The organism is Vreelandella sp. 21 (assembly GCF_050995515.1).
Taxonomy (GTDB): domain Bacteria; phylum Pseudomonadota; class Gammaproteobacteria; order Pseudomonadales; family Halomonadaceae; genus Vreelandella; species Vreelandella alkaliphila.
Map to the genome: position 1 here is coordinate 1,541,862 of NZ_CP194673.1, position 18,778 is coordinate 1,560,639.

Sequence of the window (18,778 nt, forward strand, 5' to 3'; positions counted from 1 at the left end):
GAAGTGAATAAAGGACCCACAGTTGCTGGACAAGCTGTCTACTCGAAGAAAGTGCTCTCAATATACGATTTCTGGGTTTTAGGAGTCTCAAATAACTTTTTTTGGAAATGTCCAACTAGAAATATTAGTGAGCAGTTTTTAATGTTGGTTACATCTAACCATTTAGATGTTGGTATTGGCTCAGGTTATTACCTCAAGTATTATCTATCTCAATCAACAAAACGTATCGCTTTGCTAGATTTGAATCAAAATAGTCTTGATGCAACTTCAAAGGCAATCAATCATTTTCAACCGGAAGTTTACTGCGGGGATGTGCTTGAGCCTCTTGAATTAAATGTCGATAGATTCGACTCGATTAGTGTTAATTATTTGCTTCATTGCCTGCCTGGAAATTTGATTGATTAAGGAATTATGTTTGAACATCTAAAAGACCATCTGAACGATGGTGGGGTGTTGTTTGGCAGTACAATTTTGGGTAAGGGTGCAAAACTAAATTTTTTCGCTAATAAATTGATGGGTGTTTACAATAAAAAAGGGATATTTAGTAATAGCAACGATGATCTAGACTCATTGCTGTTATCGTTAAACAAGCACTTTACTGATGTTAAGGTTGAAGTTATAGGATGTGTTGCGTTGTTCTCAGGTAAAAAAATATAACAAATTCATCAACACGATTTTCTACATTCGTCGTTGTCAGTCTGCCTTTAGTTTCAGTAATTAAGGCGTTAAAATTCAGCTAGGTCGTATAGTTGCAAACGTGTTATGCAGGCGTTGAGCCTGTAGAAAAACTCCGCTGACGCCTATGTTTTGGTAGGATCAAGAAAACAGGCGATGAGCGACTATCATGCCGCGTTTCAAGCTCTATAAACTACCAAGATCAGCTCCAACCCTGTACGTTTGTTAAACTTATCCTTTTGCCATCCCAAGTACCGCAACGCTGCGACTGCTCGGCTGGCTATGTTATTCATCCAGACTATTCAAGGCGATCCATCAATATTATGGCGAGAAAAACACTCAGTTTGAAAACGAAAAGGCAGACAGATGCCAAGCCCGCCGACGAAGTTGAAGATCAATTTTCTGATGATCCCGAAAAACGTTTTTTAAATGGCGTCGCTATTCATCCTTCTCCACGCATTGTTTTAGAGCTTGGCTCTTCGCAGCGTAGTGTGCGGGCGATGGATTTGATTACGCCTATTGGGATGGGGCAACGCGGGTTGATTGTTGCACCGCCGGGCTCTGGCAAAACGACGCTGTTAAAACATATCTGTCAGGCTGTGGCAGCAGCTCATCCTGACATAAAGCTGTATGCCTTGCTGATTGATGAGCGTCCTGAAGAAGTGACCGATTTTAAGCGCAGTGTGTCGGCAGACGTGCATGCATCGTCTTCAGACGAAAGCTACTCACACCATGTGCATTTGGCCAATAAGCTCCTTGAGACGGCGCGTAAGCAAGCAGGCGAGGGTCATGATGTGATGATTGTGATCGATTCTCTTACCAGACTCTCGCGCGTGCATAATGCCGAGCAGCGCGGCAATGGTCGTACCATGTCGGGTGGGTTGGATAGCCGTGCGATGGAAATACCACGCAAACTGTTTGGCGCTGCGAGGAAGATCGAAAACGGCGGATCGCTCACCATTCTGGCCACTGTGCTGGTGGATACCGGAAGCCGTATGGATCAGGTGATTTTCGAGGAGTTCAAGGGCACGGGCAATATGGAAATCGTGCTGTCACGGGAAGTGGCAAGTCAACGGATTTTCCCAGCGATAGATATTGCCAAAAGCAGCACTCGCCGAGAAGAGCTATTGATTGATGCGAAAGATATTGAAAAAGTACGCGCATTGCGTCGAGCGTTGACACATCTTAAGCCAGTAGAAGGCGCGCAGAAGTTGCTTGAGTTATTGGATAAATATCCAACCAATGCCGAGCTGTTAGATGCGTTTTCACCCGCCTGGTGAATGCATGTGATCAAGAAGCTCACTTTTGTAAGAGGTGAGCTTCTTTGTTAAAGCTTAACGACTGCTTTTTTTAACATGGTTCAAGTTGGAATCGGGTACTGCTTTTTTAACCGGGAAGCCCTCAACTTCTTTGCGCTCAATCGTATTTTTCAAACGCTTTTCAATCGCACAAAGATTTTTAAAGTCACTGATGTCGACAAGAGAGATGGCTTCACCTGAGGCGCCTGCACGGCCGGTTCGGCCAATACGGTGGATGTACTCTTCTGGCTGAAAAGGTAAATCGTAATTCACCACACGGCTCAGTTCACCGATATCCAACCCCCGAGCGGCTACACCCGTGGCAACTAGGTACTTCAGTTCGCCAGTTTTGAACTGATCTAACACCTTCTCGCGCATGGCCTGGCTTCTGCCGCCATGGATGGAGTCTGCTTGAATGCCGCGCTTTTCCAGCTGAGCCACCAGTTTGGCTGCACTGTGTTTTTTCTCGACAAAAATAAGCGCCTGATCCCACGCTTGCTCGTTGATCAAGTGGCTCAACAGGGCGGACTTGGTGTCCTTGTCTACCGTGATTAGCCACTGTTTGATATTGGCGGCGGCGCGAATGTTGGGAGAGATGGAGATGTCCGCCGCTAGGTCGGTCATCTTACTATCTGAAAAACCGTAGGCGAGGGCGCGAACGTCGCCGGTCATGGTGGCTGAAAACAGTAGGTTCTGACGGTTTTCAGGCAGGCGTACTAAGATTTTGTGGATATCATCGACAAAACCCATATCGACCATTCTGTCCGCTTCGTCCAACACCATGACTTGAAGTTCATCAAAGTGCAGCGCACGCTGATGCGCCAGATCCAGCAATCTACCCGGCGTGGCGACCAGAATATCCACTCCTTCGATTAGCCGCTCTTTTTGAGGCGCGGTATCCACACCGCCATACACCGCCATAGAGGTTAATTGCGTGTGTTTAGCGTATTGAGCCACATTGGCTTCGACCTGAACCGCTAACTCACGGGTCGGCACCAGAATCAGCGCACGTATGCGTTTGCCGCGTAATGCTTCCGCTTTGCTGAATCGCTCTAACAGAGGCAGAACAAAGGCCGCGGTTTTGCCTGTGCCTGTTTGTGCGGTGGCGATTAAGTCTTTGCCCGAAAGAATGGTAGGAATCGCTTGTTCCTGAATGGGCGTTGGCGTTTTGTAACCTAGTTCGGTAATCGCTTGAACAAGAGGACGGGATAAGCCTAGTTTTGAAAATGGCATGAGGTGCTCAGACAGATGGTCGTCAGGTGTGTCGAAAATAAAAGATGATGCAGTATAGCGTAAAAGCAGCCGTTCATTACTCGAATAGAACAATTAGCGTAATTGTTCGGAATGGCGCAGTTTATGACCAAAGGGCAGAGATTAACTGAATGAATAGTAGGTGATTTTTTGCAGTATGTTTTGTTTTTTATGATCTTTTAAAATTCCGAACACGGTGCGTTTGAATTATTATTAGTGTTTATTAAGTAGATTAGCTTTTACTAAGCAGCCGACCATAGCAGCGGAGTCGCTTTAAGCCACGCATATTTTCGAGCCACAATTGCGGGTGCGCTGCGCTTACCACGCACTACAAAATCAAACGATGGCACGTTTGTGCGCGGCGTAACGCTTGGCGAGAAGCGAGCCATAAGGCACCCGCGATGGCAGCGCTGCGCATTCAATTAATATCTGATCGTGTGGTCTATTCAGTTAAGGTTGAAGGAGGGTATGTGAAAAAGGAGGAGACGTGCATCATTTAGCAGCTCAATGGATTGTGGGGTTACTGAGAGAAAGGAGTATTCCTTTTCTGATCTGCGGGGGGGCTCGCAGCAAAGGGGTATGGCTCTGAGCGTGACCTTAATGACATCGACCTATTTGTCCCCGGCGAGCACTTTGCGTCAGTGGTTCAGGCCGGTCAGCAGTTTATATCCAAAGCTGCCGCTCACCGCCAGGAGGAAGGCTGGGATCTAACCTACGTTCAGTTCAAGTATGAAGGTATTAAAGTGGAGGTAGGTAACGCTGACGGCTCGCAAATTTTCGATGCAAGTCACGGAATCTGGGTGCCGCTCAACATAGATTTTTCTCGCTATCTGACCGTACATTTATTGGGTCTTGAGCTTCCTCTTATGCTTAAGGACGATCTGGTGCGGTATAAATCTACACTCGCACGGCCGGTGGATATCGAAGATATCTGCGCCATCCGGGAGAACGAGGAGCCAGGCAATTCACCGAGTGACGGGTGAGGGTGTTCGAGGGGAGAGAGGGATAAAAATAGTCACTAGAGAAATGCGTCTGCACATGAATTTAAGTCAATAGTAGAGAAATACGATGATTGTAGAAAGTGTGCTTCCTGAAAATTATGCAGAAATGCTTAATGTTTGGGAAGAGTCAGTCCGAGCAACGCATGACTTCATATCAGAAGAAGATATTGAGTTTTTTAAACCAATTATCATTGAGCAGGCTTTTCCCGCTGTTACATTGAAGTGCGTTAAAGGTGAAAGTGGTTCAATTCTAGGTTTTTTGGGTGCCCAAAATTCAAAGGTTGAAATGCTATTCATCTTGAATGAAGCGCGAGGGAAAGGCATTGGTAAGGCACTACTGAAATATGCAATTGATCAGTTAGGTGCAACCAACGTGGACGTCAATGAACAAAATCCACAGGCTGTTGGTTTTTACGAGCATATGGGGTTCAAGGTAGTTTCACGCTCACCCCTTGATGATATGGGAAAACCCTTTCCAATTCTGCATATGACACTTTAAGGCTCGATTTGTGGTAACCAAGCTTGCTAGAAGAAACGCCCGAGGCTAATAACTTTGGGCGTTTCCGTATGGGGTAAGAAAACCTCAGAACAGCGTGTTCGAGGTAGATTCGCAACGCTTGGCGGTTTTTTGGTTTCAGTCAGCTGTATAATGGTGGTCGTGTTGCTCACTGCTTGAAGCGGCATTAGGGCGCACTTATAACTTGAGGATTGTATGAATATTGAAACTCAGAACCTTATCATACGGCCATTCTTGTTTAGTGACGTGGAAGATGTTTTTGAATATATGTCTGACGCCGAAGCTACTCATTATTTGGCTGAAGGTGTAATGTCAAAAGAGGCGGTTAAATCATTTGTTAATGAAACTGAAAAGGCCTTCGCGATATACCATAAACAGGAAAAAAGGTTGGTTGGTCATATTGAGTTTTATGCTTGGTTTGGAGATCATACCTATGAAGTCGGCTGGATCGTTAATCCCAAGTACCAAAAGCAAGGCATTGCTTATGAAGCGGCTTGTTGTGTGCTAAACCATGGTTTCACTAAACTTGGCCTTCACCGTGTGGTGGCGACTGCCCAGCCAGAAAATCCGGCTTCATATCTTTTGATGGAAAAACTGGGCATGGTTAGGGAAGGTTATTTTAGGCAATGCATTCCGAAAGGTGAGGGAGTATGGTGGGATGAATATTTCTATTCTATGCTCGATTCAGATTATAGAGATTCCTAATCTCCTTGCTCTAATAAGGCGTTTAGAAGTTCATTATCAATGCTTGGCGTTTTAGTTTTGAATTGGCTTAAGTGGTTACGGCACAATGATCTAGCTAAAATGGTAGGTTGTTCACATCTTAACGTGGCCTTAGCTACTTGAGAGAAGAGCTGTTTGAAAGTAGAGCTGCTTAAAAGAAGATCTGTTTGAAAGAAGGAGAGTGCTAATGAAAAACAGTGTCGAAAATACGGAACAGTTGGCCGCTGTAAATCAGAAAGTCGTTAGCGGTGGGGAAGTGCTTCCTTCCGTTCATCTCAAAGATGGCAGTAAGGTTCAGACGGGAACGGTTGCAACGATGCTATATAACATTAATCTTTATAACGCTGGCGAGCGAGGCCAAGTAGAAAAAGAGCTTGAACTTGCCGTTCCAACGCTTGTGAAGGTTGGCCTGTTTGATCTTTTTCCTGTTGAGAACTGGATAGCGGGTGATAATCCCGGTCGACGCTTTGTAGGTGAATGCGCAAAAGCGTATTTGGCTCGTGCTGGCAGCTAATATGGGCGTTTGCCGTAGGCTACAGGTTTGAGAAGCTTTTGCCGTCCGCTGGCTAGCTCTTCATAAATACGGTTCTTCATGGATACGCTGAGTGGCTTGGCTATCTTGTTGAGCAACGCTCTTAGCCGCCACGAAGCGTATTGTGAAGATTACAGTAGCTCGTGCCGTTTCAAACCAACTGCGAAATATCGACCGCAATTCGTTGGTCCACCTTGTCTTCTCGCCACTGCTCCAGATCGAGCAACCATAGACTATGTGGACGCATTTCATAGAATCGTCTTCGTCCGCCTTCGAGAAATTCTGTGAGTGGCAGTTGCCAGGATTTTCTTAACTCTGGATCGGGAAAGTTCAAGCGGTAGTACAAGGTATGGATAGCCTCTGTTTCTTCATCGGGCACGGCGCGTCCATCTCCAAGGAGCTGCAAACCATCTAAGCCTGCGGGAGGTGATAACTCACCGAGATCGGTGCGAAAGATTGAACCCGATAGCATGGGGTGTCGCTCGATGTTAATCGAATGTTGAGCCTGGGTCATGGAGTACCAGATAAGGCGCAGTGGAGAGCGAAGCACTACATAATTGACGGTGGATGCCCAAGGCGTTCCAGTATCGTTGCTGGTGGCCAATGTGATGAAAGAAGCGGTATCCAGAAGGCGGTTCGCACGTGTGTGTAGTGCTGTTGTTGTATGCTCCGTCATTCTTAACTCTCCAGTTGAATATCGTTCATGAGTCGGGAGTCAATGATTTCCCACCATTTTTCCTGTTCGATCCGCCTTGCTTCCCACTCTGGATCCTTGGAGCGCTGTGAAACTGCTTTACGGTAGGCGCCCCAGGCCGCTTCGTCTTCGAAAGCTACCGAGTGCTCCAGGTAGTGCACGTTATTACCGATAACGTAGTTGAACCAACGGGGCTCATGAACCATGTCCAAGCCATCGTAGAACCATGACTGGCGTGAGCGTATCCACTCCCAGAACTCTTTTGTGTGGGTTCGTGCATGCTCGGTAGGCTGAAGAATATAGACTAGATGAAGCATGAATCTCTCCTATTATCAGATGATTCCATCGTTGAACCATTCCGAGGCCAGATGTTTGCGGAACCTGTTCTGGTGACTGTTAACGACTGCGAAGTTGTGCTTCTTCACAAGGTCATCCGCTAATTTTTCTTTTCTAAAAATTGCGACGGTGGCGAGTGGCTCGATGCATCCGCCACGTTTTGCTTTCGCATCCAAGGCTGAAACTGAAAGGTGGGATGTCTTTAAGCCATGCTTGGGTGCATACCTTAAAGGTGCGTAGTAGCTGAGCACGAAGTAACGGAAGTCGTCCTTCTCCTCTGCTGTGTAGTCGGAACCGAAATATCGGGCGTGAAGCGAATTTCCGAAACGATAAAAGATGGTGGCAGCATTTATCTTCCCCTTGTTTCGGGAAAGGGCGACGATTGAGTGATCAATGACGTTGGACTGGTGCTGACTCATGAAAACCTTGCGCATCCATGATGCTCCAGTGGTCGCGCCGTGTTTGGATCGGTTCATGGCAACAAGGTTGACCAGTATTTCCTCTAGTACTGGCGTAATAGGTGACCACTCTATTTGGTTTCCTTGATTGTGGAAGGCATTTATTTCGGCTCGTGTGCGTGTTCGATAGTGTTTCTTCCAGGACGAGATAGTGTCGTCTAAGCCTCCTGGTGAGATGTGCTGAGAAGCTTCGGCATCATGAAGCAGCACTTGTGCATCAGGGTGGTGTGAGGCGACATACAAAGCTCTTTTCAACGGCATATAGGGCAGTAGAACGCCAGCCAGCCCATCATGATTGGCTTTGTTTTGGAGCTCATGAAGCAGCAGTGCCAGCGCTTCTTGATGACGAGCCCCATGCCCGCAAATCAGCTCATTATGCGTAGAGCGGTATGCTCCCACCCACAGAAATTTTTCCTTCCATGGCCCTGACAACTCTGTAAACCAGTGTGAGGGGGCAAACAGAGGGTCATCAGGCTGTCCTTCCCATATTGGGCAGCCTGCCAAAAGCCCTCCAGGGCCGAAAGCTGCCAGTACAGAGCGTGGTCGACTGAAGTATTCAAGAGACTGTAACCATCTGTAGCTATTAAAAAAATTGCTGTCTTCGACCAGTGAGTCCCACTCGTGATGGTCAAGAGAACTGATCGAATTGAACCAGCGAGCCCAGACGGCTCCGAAGGGAGGCAGGGAGGTGGTGGTGGACACGGGAGGTGTCAACACGTTCACACTCCTTTGCGTCCTGAGAGAATGATTGAGTGTGGGCATGTTTGATAAGCCTCCCAGAAACTACTCTTGTGAACCTCGTTGCCCTCATCGGTTACATGAAAGTTTTGCCATTCAATATTTTTCACCCCGGCGTGTTCCAAGGCGTTAGTTAATGCCTCACTCGACCAGTAGTAAGCCGTTACAAAGTCATCATAGGGGGGCTGGCACAAGTGAAGTTTCAGCGATGTTTCGTTAGTTCTAGGAGTAGTAGTGCTGCTGATGAGGTCGAAACCGTAGGGGCGATAGTAAGATGTTTGTAGCGCGTAGTCAGGGTGAAGAGGAAGTGTTACGAGACGACCGCCTGGTATTATGGGGCGCACCATATCACCGCACAATTCCATAAGGCCCGCTAGGTTTTTCGCGTAGGGTAAAGTATATACAGAAAGAACAATATCAAAATGATTCTCTGGGATACTGTCTTTATTATCAAGATATGAGATGCCATGTTGCTCTTTCTCTTCGCGACGACGCGCGTAACTTATCATCCCCGAAGATATATCGTAGCCGACGACTTCCTTGGCGCCATGCTTTTTTAACAACCGAGTATAGAAGCCACTACCACAGCCGAAATCAAGAATAGAGAGCCCGCTAATATCTCCTAGAGCTTCAATAGTGGAGGGTATCTCGCAGTACTTTCGAAATGGCCATTCGGCCATTTTTTCATATAAGGCGGCAAGCTCATCAAATTGTTGTGACATTTATCTACTCCCTACGCATAGACACCTGAAGGTTCACTTTATTTAACATAGCAATAACCTTAGATTTTAGTGTTTTTTTTCTTTGCGTAATGTAACTTTTTAATTCCCATATCTAATAATACTGAGGCGTAATTATTATTTTACTGATAATTGTTCGGATCAACCGCGACGTCGACTCTCAGTGGCACTTATCAGTTTAGGGTTTTGTGCCTTTGCTTCACTCTTATCGTTCATAAGTGCATCAATTCGCCTCAGTTTTGAGTATCGAACAGCATGATAAAATTTAAGCAACTTTATTAGCGTTTGAGAGAATTCGTGCTATGAAGGGGTTAGCTTAGTTAAAGGCAACAGTAGGGAGCCCTTGCCCTGTTCTCTGGCTAGGCCCGATAACAAGCCGATGATTGCTAGTAGCTGTGGCAGATCATGTGGTTGCGGCTGAAGTTGGAGTCATATTTTCTAACGCAGTAATGAGCCCAATAAATTCTCCAGTCGCTTCGCTAATTTAGGATTTGCGGGTTATTGCAGTGTTATGAGCCAATCAATATCGAGGGTATAGATAGGCAATAGAGTTAAAAAACTAGATACTCCAGAAAAGTGTGTAACTTTTACTATAAACTGTATTGATAGTGGTCGATAAGGTCTGACTTGGGAAGCGAAATGACGCGTTGTTCAACCTAGAGTAGAAATTTGCGACGAATTCTCTGGCTAATAGAGCGGAGACCTTGAGTTAATCGCAGAGAAGTGCTTTGCTTTTGTTCGATACCAAACAAAGCCCGCACTGGAGTGCCTGGTGTTATATACTTGTGGAGACGTAGTTTGAACATTACAGATTTACCTTTTGGGGTGACAGATTGGTCTGAAGTTAAGCAGACTGAGCATTCTGGAGAAAGTGGCGTTGCTTATTGGAAGACCCGAAATTTTGGGGATATCCGGGTGCGTATGGTTGAATATAGTCCTGGCTATTTGGCGGATCATTGGTGTGCTAAAGGCCACATATTGCTCTGCCTTGAAGGTGAACTTCATACTGAGCTAGACGATGGACGCTGCTTCGTTCTCACGCCTGGTTCGAGCTATCAAGTTGCCGATAATGCCGAACTTCATCGCTCTTCGACAAAGCAAGGAGCTAAATTGTTTGTCGTTGATTAGTAGCATAAGCCTGAAGAGGCACGGCGATGGTTACTTTATTGTCGTGCACCTTCAAGGAGATTTGCCAGGATGAGTTCGAGGCGCTAAGCCACATTGTTTCCAGGTGTCGCTAACGCATCCTAACTTGAATCGCCCATACGACACCAAACCATCAAATTCGTATTGGTTTGGTGTTTAGTGCCGACTACCGCAGGCTGCCTGCAAGCATAAATCGCCTGCGCGGCTCAGATAAATGTCCAGGCCAATACTCTCGTAATCTTGTTTCCCTGCTTCATCTCTATTTCCCGTATATCAACTGCACCGAGCTTACTAATCAACCTCTTGGCAGGCTTAACATTGTCAGTTTTTGAAACCAGGCTAGTAAACCAGCGGCATTGAGTTGAATACACCTTGCTTTCTTTTATTAGCTTTTTAAGAAACAGCTGTTCGCCCCCCTTACACCAAAGCTCAGCTCCTAACCCGCCAAAATTCAAAGTGGGAGATTGATTTTTTGCCTTTTGTTCACCGCGACTACGAGCGAGGTTATTGAGTTTAAGCCGGCTACCTTTAAGTGCTTCATCAAGCGAGGCATGGAAAGGTGGGTTGCATACGCTGACATCAAAGAACTCCCCAGCTTGAATGATCCCTTCAAAAATGTGGTTTTTATCGTGCTGCGTGCGCAGCGTGAAGCGTTCTTTGAGTGTGGGGTTGTTGGCGATAATCGTGGCTACGTTCTCAAGCGACTGCGGGTTAATGTCGCTACCAACACACTGCCAGCCATAAATTTGGCAGGCCAGTATTGGGTAGATTCCATTTGCTCCCGTGCCGATATCGAGCAGCTTGATACTGCGCTGTTCTAGCCCAGACCCAATCTCCAGCAAGTCAGCCATGTAATGGATATAGTCAGCTCTGCCTGGGATTGGCGGGCAAAGCGCGCCCTCTGGAATATCCCAGTCGACAATATTGTAGTGCCGGTTTAATAACGCAGCGTTGAGCGTTTTTACTGCCAATGGGTCTGCGAAATCGATGGAAAGGTCGCCATGCGCATTCGGTTTTACATGGGAGGCTAGCGCTGGGTGGCTTGTTACGAGAGCCGGGAAGTCATAGCCTTGGTTGTGTCGATTCCTCGGGTGCAGGCCTTTGCGAACAGGCCTAGCTTGGCTTTTTTTACTTCGATGGGGGATGCTCACAGTAATACGCCCGAGGCTTAGAGTTCGATAATAGGGTGGGTCTGGCCTAGCCAGTGATTATAATCTTAATGGCTTTGACGTGCATGCTCGGCAGTTCGAGGGTAGCGAGAGGCCTCCGGTTCATTACACGTTTGGTTCTTGTCGGGTTCTGGCTTTCTTCTCTGCCTGATCCAGGAGTACGGGGCCGCTACCTGATTCTGCCAGCTTGTCGTCAGGGTTATAGAGCGGGCAACTAGTCATGCTCAGGCAACCACAGCCTATACATCCCGCTAGGTTATCGCGCAGTTTTTGCAGGTAAGCAATTCGGCCATCAAGCATTTGCTGCCAGTTTTTTGAAAGCTGCTGCCAGTCTTCAACCGTTGGCGTGCGGTTATTTGGTAATGATTCAAAGGCCTGCTTTATTTCCTCCAAGCTGACACCAACTCTCTGCGCTGCTTTTATCACCGAAATTCGCCTTAGTACTTCTGGTTTATAACGCCGCTGATTTCCAGCATTACGCCAGCTGTGGATCAGCCCTTGCTGCTCGTAAAAGTGCAAGGTGCTTACTTTAATGCCGCAGCGCTTGGCAACCTTGCCAACACTCCAAACGGCTTCTGCCATTACTCACCTCATATTTTTTTTGCCATTTTTTTCTACAAATCACTTTACCTCAACTTAAGTTGAGGTTTTACCCTGACATCTCACTTAACGCAAGGAGTCTCTTATGTACTTAGAACACGTTAATCTGGTGGTTACTGATATGGATGCCATGCTGGATTTTTATCGGGCAGTTTTTCCACACTGGCGGGTGCGGGACGAAGGTCATGGCGAGTGGTATGGCAAACCGCGTAAATGGGTGCACTTTGGTGACGATGAAAATTACTTGGCGTTAAGCGATCACGGCGAAGGGGAGAACCGCGATCTGAAAGGTCACAGCGTTGGGCTGGCCCATTTTGCATATGTGGTCGATAACCTTGATGCCGTTGTCGCTAGGCTCAATAACGCGGGCTATGCCATTGCCAAACCTGGCGCTATAGAGCCGTTTCGGAAAAATGTCTATTTTGTCGATCCGGCGGGTTTTGAAGTGGAGTTTGTCGAGTACCTGAGCGACATCCCAGCCGAGCGAAATTTAAACCGCGATGCTCAGTAACCAGTAGTACAGTAACGGAAAGGGTCAGTGTAATGAACGTTGCCGTTGTGTTTCATTCTGCTTTGGGCAGTACTAAGCAACTCGCCCAGGCTGTCGCTGCTGGAGCGACAGCTCAGCCTAGCGCTATGTAATAGGAGGGTTCATGAAAGCGAATGTAGTCCGTTACGGAGTAATTCTTAATACTGAACACTACTTGGAGTGTGTCGCTTTCTATCGGGAGCTATTTGGCTTGCATCAGCTGTTTGAGAGAGACGAAGGCGTCTTTAAGCTAACCTGTTTAGAGTTCGGTCATGGTTATTTGATGGTCGAGCAGGGCGGTAAGGCAAAGAAAGGCGTCAAATCGCCAGAAGAAAGTAGTTTTAAATTGCGATTCAACGTTGATGACTTGGAAGAGGCACTAAGGGTAATCAGGTCTTGGGGTATTCAAACCACCATTATCGAGAATGCTTGGGGTAGAACTATCAACATCGCCGACCCTGATGGCAACCGCGTTGGTATAAGGGATGATGCTGGTTTCGTAAATCAGATCAATACTTAAAAGATTGCCGCTGGTTTTACTATTGGTGCTAACTTAAGCGGTGATAAGTTGAATACCCTTCAGTACATGCAATTTTTTTGAGTCCTATTGCGGATATCTCAGCGGTCACGTGTGCCGGTGTCAATGTCTAAAGGAGTTATGGAGCGTTATAAATGGAGATAAGAAAATCATCCAGGCTAGTAATTGTCGATGAAGAGGGGCGTTTGCTCCTGTTTTTATACCACGATGAGCATCATGCGCCATTTTGGGCGACCGTTGGCGGCGAGCTGAAGTCCGGTGAAAGCTATGTTGAGACTGCTGAACGTGAGTTGTATGAGGAAACAGGCTTAATACAAAACGTTGGTGAAATGGTTAGAGAGCGAGATGACGTCTATGCCGTTGCGAGATCGGTGCCAGCACGGTGGCTTGAACAGTACTTCTTAGTTGAATGGCCTGCTAATAGAGACGTGTTCGCTGCAGAGTGGACCGATGAAGAAAAGAGTACGATTCAAAAGTGGAAATGGTGGAGCTTAGACGAATTGCTCGATAACGACCCTGATCTTTTCAAGCCCGAATGGCTTCCTGATTTACTTCGCTCTGTGCTGCACAAACAACGATTATCAAACGAGTCTCTGTAGTGCATTGGTTCATCTGACCATCAGTAAGGAATATTTAAATGATTCGTAAATGCCGAGAGACGGATATTGACCAGATTTTGGAGATCTGGCTTTCAGCATCGATTAAAGCGCACGCTTTTGTTGAAGCGGAGTTTTGGGCGTCAAAGGTTAACGAAATGCGTGATGTTTATATTCCTGCCTCGGAAACTTTTGTGTTTGAGTCTGACAATCAGATAGCTGGCTTCTACAGTTTATACGGAAATACACTGGCTGCCGTTTTTGTGTCGCCAAGCTTACAGGGACGAGGTGTGGGGGCAGCTATGCTTGATGATGCCAAGAGCAGAAGGGAGTGCTTGCAACTAACGGTTTACCGGGAAAATACTCCCAGTATCAACTTTTATAAAAAGCAGGGGTTTATTTCATTAGGTGAGCAAGTTGATGAACAAACTGGCCATCCAGAGTTAGTCATGGAATATTATTGTTAGCACAGTGTGGCGTTAGTTTGAGCTGTTGGATGCGAAGGATTTATAGGAGTGTTGAATGAAAGGTGAGTGTCTCTGCGGAGAGGTGAAGTTCAGCATCAAAGGAGAACTACCAAATCTCTATCAATGCCACTGTTCTTTGTGTCGGAAAACGACAGGTTCTTCAGCGAATGCCGCTACGTTTGTAAGTGAGGAGTGCTTCGAGTGGATTTCTGGTCAAGACAATATTCGCTCTTTTCAAAAGCCAACGGGTTATCGGAATGACTTTTGTTCGGCCTGTGGTAGCTCAGTGCCCAATAAATTGAGAGACACGGAGCTTGTCTGGATCCCAGCTGGACTGCTCGATGGGGAGACGGGGTCATGCGTTGCATTGCATCTACATTTGACCTCATCGGCGACATGGGAACTAGCGTCATGCAGCAGTGTTCGGTTAGATGATGGCCCTGATAGCTTAAAGTCGCTTCACGAAGCATTACAGCGTACAAGTTGATGAATACACTGTTTTATTTTCGATAATCAGAATAAAACGCCATGGTAAGGTGTTGCGATGGATCATGAAGCGCTGATCAAGCAATGGATAATGAGTGATCCTGATCGCATGGAGGCGCTGACTATCGCGGCTGCGCAGAAGTTGCCGGGTTGGTGTCTCGCTGCTGGGTTCGTTAGAAATTTGGTGTGGGACAAGCTGCATGGCTTTGCAGCGAGTACGCCATTGAACGACATTGATTTAATTTACTTCGACGCGAACGACGTAAGTGATTTTCGTGATCGTGAGATTCAGCAAAGGTTAATGGGTGTCTCAACCTTTCCCTGGTCAGTAAAGAACCAAGCAAGAATGCACGAGCGAAATAGGGATTGTCCGTATACGTCAACCGAAGATGCCATGAGTTTCTGGGTAGAAGTAGAAACTGCTGTAGGCGCTGCGTTGGATGACAGCGGAGAGGTAATAATTGTGGCTCCTTTTGGCGTTGAGCCACTGTTTGGCTACACCATTACATTAAATTCAAAACGGCCAAAACGAACGGATTTTGAAGCTCGGATATACAACAAGCGGTGGCTTCAAACTTGGCCAAAGTTGGTAGTAAATGTTTAACACCAGCTAATTTAATGAGTGTTGAACTGTGCGCGGTGTAACGCATGGCGAGCAGTGGTGGCTTTACTCTTAACTGTTGGCAAATAGCAGACTTAGATTCTAAGGACGTCCTCAAATGAACATTGGCATCTATATCTACGACCAGGCAGAAGTACTCGATTTCTCGGGTCCTTTTGAAGTTTTTACCACGGCCAGTCGCGTCAGTGATGAAGACGCGCCGTTTTCAGTATTTTTAATTGCTGAAAAAGACGGCCCAGTAACTGCCCGGGCGGGATACCAGGTGTTGCCAAATGCCACCATCGATAATCACCCGCCTATCGATGTATTGATTATTGTCGGTGGTGTGCACACGGGTGAAATGGCAAACGAAAAGGTAAAGGCCTGGATTGCAGATCAAGCAGCCATAGTGCAGCAGGTGGCCACAGTGTGCACCGGTATCTTCCTAGTTGCTAATGCTCAACCTAGCCTGAAAGGAAGAGTAACTACCCATTGGGACGACCAGCGTGATTTGCGAACTCAGTTTCCGCAGCTTGATGTGGTGGAGGACGTGCGCTGGGTAGACGATGGCGGTGTCATTAGTTCAGGTGGCATCTCTGCGGGGATCGATATGTGCTTACACTTGGTCGCCAAGTTACGCAGCCCCGAGCTTGCGGAGAAAACAGCGCGACAAATGGAATATCGCTGGAATCGCTAGGATTACGCTTTCTGCATGCAGGTCACAGTGATTGCCACCCGAATGTTATTGCAATCTGTGGTGGTGCTGTTTTGTTCTCAATCCCGTGCTAGTTGGAGTACAGGGGAAGCTTGCTACCGAATTAGGAATGACTGTAATGGACTATTTTCAAGAGGGAACCGGTGAATACTTAGTACTGGTTCATGGGGCGCTCACCGATGGTGCTATGTGGCTTCCTCATATTGAATACCTGAAAGGTGACTATGAGGTGGTTTCTGTTACTTTGAGGCACTTTGGTAAACCTTGCTCAGGTGGTTTTGGCCTCAACACGCATGCCAATGATTTAGCTGAACTACTGTCGAGCTTGGCGAAAGATAAACCCATTAATATTGTTGGTTGGTCTTACGGGGCGGATGTCATCATTAATATGCTGGTGACACATGACTTAGCGTTGTCCAACGTGTTCCTGTACGAGCCTGGTTATCCAGGCTGTTTACAAGGAGAGAAAATGGATGCTTGGCAGTCGGATGCCAACGCCATGTTTAGTCCGGTTTTTGAAAATTTTCATGCTGGAAATATGCAATTAGCGGTTGAGCACCTAATTGACGGTTCAGGCAATAGAAAAGGTTATTTTTCTACTCAGGACGAAAGTATCCAAGCGTTGCAGATATCTAAAGCGTACACGTTAACCCATCAACTGAATCAACAAGAGCAGCCAGCCATAAACGCTGAGTTGGTCTCCAAAATCAGTGCTCCAATCGTTATAGGTTATGGGGCGGAAACGCGTGATATGTTTAGGCTTGTTGCCCAACAAACCGCTCATTTATTAGCCAACTCTGTGATTAACGAAGTTGCTGGCGAGGGGCATATGTTGCCCCAAGAAAGTCCCGAAAAGTTCTCTACACACATTAAGTTGGCACTTGGTCATGGTTTGTAAATTACGGGGATGTTTATGAAGTGTTCTGTCTATATAGCAACAAGTGCTGACGGATATATTGCGACCCCAGACGGGGGCGTTGACTGGCTTCATACCGCTGGCAACTTAGAGGCAGATATGCGTGAGAACCCCGACATGGGCTTTCAGAGATTTATTGACTCCGTTGATTGTATGGTGATGGGGCGTAAGTGCATGGACGTTATTTCGAGTATGAATTTAGCGCCTGACCAATGGCCCTATGGTGACCTTCATATTGTCGTGCTTAGCCATTCAATCAGCGAGCCTCCTGAAAACCTGCAAGGCAAGGTAGAAATGTACGCTGGTGAGGTTCAGGACTTAATGTCTGACCTAGAAAGTAAAGGGTTTGAACATGCCTATATAGATGGTGGTTCAACCATAACCTCGTTTCTCAATCTTGGGCTTATTGATGAAATGACCATTACGAAAGCACCGGTGCTTTTAGGTGGCGGTATAGCTCTTTTTGGAAGCCTTAACAAACCGATTAGGCTTGAAGAAGCCGAAGCGATCGCATTCCCAAACAATTTTATTCAAACGAAGTACAAGGTAAGTTGATTTTCAAGGCTGCCTAAGCAGTACCGCAGCAATAGAGGCTTTGGGTATCCTGCACAGGGAGGAAGTAGTGCAAATTTGTGAAACGGAGCGTCTGGTTATACGAACGTTGTCCTTAAACGATGTTCCCGAATTGACCAAGATCCTCAGTGATCCTGACGTCATGAAGCACTCGATCCGAGGCGTTTGTGATGAAGCCGCAACGCGGCGATTTATCGACTGGTGTTTGGAGTGCTATGCGTCTCACCGTATTGGGCCGTGGGCTTTGATTGAGAAGGGAACAGATAAGCTTGTTGGCTTTTGCGGTGTTAGCCCCGAAGAGGTTAATAGTGTAGAAGAAATCGGGCTGGGTTATCGGCTGGCTAAACAATACTGGGGCATGGGCTTGGCGACTGAAGCAGTGCAAGCGGTACTCAGTGTGGCATTTAGCCAGAAGCAACTCGCTTCCGTGGTGGTTATTATCGAGCTTGATAATGGTGCATCACTCAAGGTCGCAGAGAAAGCAGGGTTTAGTCAGTTTGATACTATCGAATTCCACGGTCGCCCAGTGAGGTTGTACCGGTTAGCGCCGCAGCAATGGTATGCATTACAAAGCAATGCTGTGAACGCGGCGAGCGTTTGATGGTTATGCCGAATACTGAGAACTGGAAGTGCTAGCGAGCCATGCATAAGGAGGCTGGCCACATGGCCTTTTTATAAGCCGCTAGGTATCTAAAACCCTAGCGGCTATAGAAGCGTCGGGTGTTGGCTCAACTAGACGTGCTTTTGCCCGTATTTTTAATACTCATTGCGTAAATAATAAACATGATGAGTGAACCCATCACAAAACACCATACGCCTACGGTTGCATAGATAGCGCTGTTGGGTAGGAATAAGAGACTGCCAAAGAAAAAACATAAACTGGATAAGAGACCCAGAAAGTTAGGGAGTTGTTGACGCTGTTTCGTCACACTGTTCATTCCATTCACCCATCTGAAGTTTTATTGTCAGGTATCTAAGATGGCTTAGATACGAATGTCCGGGGCAAACTGAAAGCCCACCGATATCCGATTCCAGCTGTTGATTTGCACAATAATCGCAGTTAGGTCAATTAGCCCCTGCTCACCAAAGGCAGTTAACGCGTTTTGATAGGTGTCGTCGCTAATGGAGGGCTGTTGGCTGATGAGTGTGAGTGCTTCGGCCCAGGCGAGTGCGGCACGTTCTTGTGTGCTAAAGCAGGAGGCTTCCCGCCAAGCAGGTAATACGTCTAGGCGAACCTGATGCTCGCCGTCGTCTCTGGCCTCTTGGGAATGCATGTGTTGGCAAAAGCAGCAGTGATTTATTTGCGAAACACGCAGGTTGACTAAGTGAACGATGGTGCGGTTAAGCGTTGAATCTTCCGCAACGTTGCCTAATGCAGTCAGGTTTTTAGCTAGGCGTGGGACAAGGCGATACACAGACTGCTGAGAGAGACGAGTCGACATGTGAGTGACCTCGGTGAGTAAGTTGAGGACTCAGCTT

27 protein-coding genes are annotated in these 18,778 nt (G+C 46.9%); 18 read left to right on the top strand and 9 right to left on the bottom strand.

The features are described from left to right. Window positions 1-3 precede the first annotated feature (3 nt). The 3 genes from ACN06F_RS07115 (at window position 4) to rho (ending at window position 1,955) form a co-directional block, all read left to right on the top strand. A complete protein-coding gene (locus ACN06F_RS07115; RefSeq protein WP_433924929.1) occupies window positions 4-405 on the top strand; it encodes a class I SAM-dependent methyltransferase in 402 nt (133 codons plus the stop codon). A gap of 6 nt (window positions 406-411) precedes the next feature. Then, the gene (locus ACN06F_RS07120) at window positions 412-657 is read left to right on the top strand and encodes a hypothetical protein (RefSeq protein WP_217987353.1); all 246 of its coding nucleotides are present in this window, start codon (window positions 412-414) and stop codon (window positions 655-657) included. A 341-nt stretch (window positions 658-998) separates the two neighbouring features. Beyond that, complete coding sequence (gene rho, locus ACN06F_RS07125; protein WP_433924930.1) at window positions 999-1,955, top strand: transcription termination factor Rho; 957 nt, start codon at window positions 999-1,001, stop codon at window positions 1,953-1,955. Between the two features lie 54 nt (window positions 1,956-2,009). On the opposite strand, the gene ACN06F_RS07130 is transcribed toward rho, so the two are convergent. Continuing rightward, window positions 2,010-3,206, bottom strand: coding sequence for a DEAD/DEAH box helicase (locus ACN06F_RS07130; RefSeq protein WP_253487698.1), 1,197 nt, complete (start codon window positions 3,204-3,206; stop codon window positions 2,010-2,012). 659 nt (window positions 3,207-3,865) lie between these two features. Here ACN06F_RS07130 and ACN06F_RS07135 point away from each other — a divergent pair. The 4 genes from ACN06F_RS07135 (at window position 3,866) to ACN06F_RS07150 (ending at window position 5,979) form a co-directional block, all read left to right on the top strand. Then, on the top strand, window positions 3,866-4,207 hold the full coding sequence (locus ACN06F_RS07135) for a hypothetical protein (RefSeq protein ID WP_433924931.1): 342 nt from the start codon (window positions 3,866-3,868) through the stop codon (window positions 4,205-4,207). Between the two features lie 85 nt (window positions 4,208-4,292). After that, window positions 4,293-4,724 (top strand): GNAT family N-acetyltransferase, encoded by a 432-nt coding sequence (locus ACN06F_RS07140; protein WP_253487702.1) that lies wholly within the window; start codon window positions 4,293-4,295, stop codon window positions 4,722-4,724. Window positions 4,725-4,937: 213 nt separating this feature from the next. After that, a complete protein-coding gene (locus ACN06F_RS07145; protein WP_433924932.1) occupies window positions 4,938-5,447 on the top strand; it encodes a GNAT family N-acetyltransferase in 510 nt (169 codons plus the stop codon). A gap of 205 nt (window positions 5,448-5,652) precedes the next feature. Further along, window positions 5,653-5,979 (top strand): DUF7709 family protein, encoded by a 327-nt coding sequence (locus tag ACN06F_RS07150; RefSeq protein ID WP_253487706.1) that lies wholly within the window; start codon window positions 5,653-5,655, stop codon window positions 5,977-5,979. 169 nt (window positions 5,980-6,148) lie between these two features. Here ACN06F_RS07150 and ACN06F_RS07155 read toward each other — a convergent pair whose 3' ends face one another. Genes ACN06F_RS07155 through ACN06F_RS07170 form a run of 4 tightly spaced genes read right to left on the bottom strand, consistent with a single transcriptional unit; the run spans window position 6,149 to window position 8,945 of the window. Beyond that, window positions 6,149-6,673 (bottom strand): pyridoxamine 5'-phosphate oxidase family protein, encoded by a 525-nt coding sequence (locus ACN06F_RS07155; protein ID WP_433924933.1) that lies wholly within the window; start codon window positions 6,671-6,673, stop codon window positions 6,149-6,151. 2 nt (window positions 6,674-6,675) lie between these two features. Continuing rightward, window positions 6,676-7,008 carry a hypothetical protein gene (locus ACN06F_RS07160; RefSeq protein ID WP_433924934.1) on the bottom strand — a complete coding sequence of 111 codons (333 nt, stop codon included), beginning with the start codon at window positions 7,006-7,008 and terminating at the stop codon, window positions 6,676-6,678. A 15-nt stretch (window positions 7,009-7,023) separates the two neighbouring features. Next, window positions 7,024-8,202 carry a peptidogalycan biosysnthesis protein gene (locus ACN06F_RS07165; RefSeq protein WP_433924935.1) on the bottom strand — a complete coding sequence of 393 codons (1,179 nt, stop codon included), beginning with the start codon at window positions 8,200-8,202 and terminating at the stop codon, window positions 7,024-7,026. A gap of 2 nt (window positions 8,203-8,204) precedes the next feature. Then, window positions 8,205-8,945, bottom strand: a complete 741-nt coding sequence (locus tag ACN06F_RS07170) for a class I SAM-dependent methyltransferase (RefSeq protein WP_433924936.1) — start codon at window positions 8,943-8,945, stop codon at window positions 8,205-8,207. Window positions 8,946-9,761: 816 nt separating this feature from the next. Between ACN06F_RS07170 and ACN06F_RS07175 the strand changes: the two genes are divergently transcribed. Further along, window positions 9,762-10,091: a DHCW motif cupin fold protein gene (locus tag ACN06F_RS07175; protein ID WP_038483488.1), complete on the top strand. Its 330-nt coding sequence runs from the start codon at window positions 9,762-9,764 to the stop codon at window positions 10,089-10,091. A 224-nt stretch (window positions 10,092-10,315) separates the two neighbouring features. Here the strand turns inward: ACN06F_RS07175 and rlmF are convergent, their stop codons facing one another. Beyond that, the gene (rlmF, locus tag ACN06F_RS07180) at window positions 10,316-11,260 is read right to left on the bottom strand and encodes a 23S rRNA (adenine(1618)-N(6))-methyltransferase RlmF (protein ID WP_433924937.1); all 945 of its coding nucleotides are present in this window, start codon (window positions 11,258-11,260) and stop codon (window positions 10,316-10,318) included. Window positions 11,261-11,383: 123 nt separating this feature from the next. Continuing rightward, complete coding sequence (gene soxR / locus ACN06F_RS07185; RefSeq protein WP_433924938.1) at window positions 11,384-11,860, bottom strand: redox-sensitive transcriptional activator SoxR; 477 nt, start codon at window positions 11,858-11,860, stop codon at window positions 11,384-11,386. A 103-nt stretch (window positions 11,861-11,963) separates the two neighbouring features. Between soxR and ACN06F_RS07190 the strand changes: the two genes are divergently transcribed. From ACN06F_RS07190 to ACN06F_RS07235, 10 genes are all read left to right on the top strand, one after another. Further along, window positions 11,964-12,389, top strand: coding sequence for a VOC family protein (locus ACN06F_RS07190; RefSeq protein WP_038483497.1), 426 nt, complete (start codon window positions 11,964-11,966; stop codon window positions 12,387-12,389). A gap of 142 nt (window positions 12,390-12,531) precedes the next feature. Further along, window positions 12,532-12,927, top strand: coding sequence for a VOC family protein (locus ACN06F_RS07195; RefSeq protein ID WP_433924939.1), 396 nt, complete (start codon window positions 12,532-12,534; stop codon window positions 12,925-12,927). A 152-nt stretch (window positions 12,928-13,079) separates the two neighbouring features. Further along, a complete protein-coding gene (locus ACN06F_RS07200) occupies window positions 13,080-13,544 on the top strand; it encodes an NUDIX hydrolase (protein ID WP_038483503.1) in 465 nt (154 codons plus the stop codon). A 38-nt stretch (window positions 13,545-13,582) separates the two neighbouring features. Continuing rightward, window positions 13,583-14,008 carry an N-acetyltransferase gene (locus ACN06F_RS07205; RefSeq protein ID WP_038483506.1) on the top strand — a complete coding sequence of 142 codons (426 nt, stop codon included), beginning with the start codon at window positions 13,583-13,585 and terminating at the stop codon, window positions 14,006-14,008. A gap of 55 nt (window positions 14,009-14,063) precedes the next feature. Beyond that, a complete protein-coding gene (locus tag ACN06F_RS07210) occupies window positions 14,064-14,495 on the top strand; it encodes a GFA family protein (RefSeq protein ID WP_433924940.1) in 432 nt (143 codons plus the stop codon). A gap of 57 nt (window positions 14,496-14,552) precedes the next feature. Continuing rightward, on the top strand, window positions 14,553-15,098 hold the full coding sequence (locus ACN06F_RS07215; protein ID WP_433924941.1) for a nucleotidyltransferase family protein: 546 nt from the start codon (window positions 14,553-14,555) through the stop codon (window positions 15,096-15,098). Between the two features lie 115 nt (window positions 15,099-15,213). Beyond that, complete coding sequence (locus tag ACN06F_RS07220; protein WP_038483512.1) at window positions 15,214-15,792, top strand: DJ-1/PfpI family protein; 579 nt, start codon at window positions 15,214-15,216, stop codon at window positions 15,790-15,792. 136 nt (window positions 15,793-15,928) lie between these two features. Further along, complete coding sequence (locus ACN06F_RS07225) at window positions 15,929-16,708, top strand: alpha/beta fold hydrolase (protein ID WP_231658407.1); 780 nt, start codon at window positions 15,929-15,931, stop codon at window positions 16,706-16,708. Between the two features lie 15 nt (window positions 16,709-16,723). Continuing rightward, the gene (locus ACN06F_RS07230) at window positions 16,724-17,281 is read left to right on the top strand and encodes a dihydrofolate reductase family protein (RefSeq protein WP_231658408.1); all 558 of its coding nucleotides are present in this window, start codon (window positions 16,724-16,726) and stop codon (window positions 17,279-17,281) included. 67 nt (window positions 17,282-17,348) lie between these two features. Then, window positions 17,349-17,900, top strand: coding sequence for a GNAT family N-acetyltransferase (locus ACN06F_RS07235; RefSeq protein WP_433924942.1), 552 nt, complete (start codon window positions 17,349-17,351; stop codon window positions 17,898-17,900). A gap of 127 nt (window positions 17,901-18,027) precedes the next feature. Here ACN06F_RS07235 and ACN06F_RS07240 read toward each other — a convergent pair whose 3' ends face one another. Together ACN06F_RS07240 and ACN06F_RS07245 are read right to left on the bottom strand one after the other, a co-directional pair. After that, on the bottom strand, window positions 18,028-18,237 hold the full coding sequence (locus ACN06F_RS07240) for a YrhK family protein (protein ID WP_095604216.1): 210 nt from the start codon (window positions 18,235-18,237) through the stop codon (window positions 18,028-18,030). 45 nt (window positions 18,238-18,282) lie between these two features. Next, window positions 18,283-18,741, bottom strand: coding sequence for a carboxymuconolactone decarboxylase family protein (locus ACN06F_RS07245; RefSeq protein WP_089038049.1), 459 nt, complete (start codon window positions 18,739-18,741; stop codon window positions 18,283-18,285). Window positions 18,742-18,778: the final 37 nt, after the last annotated feature.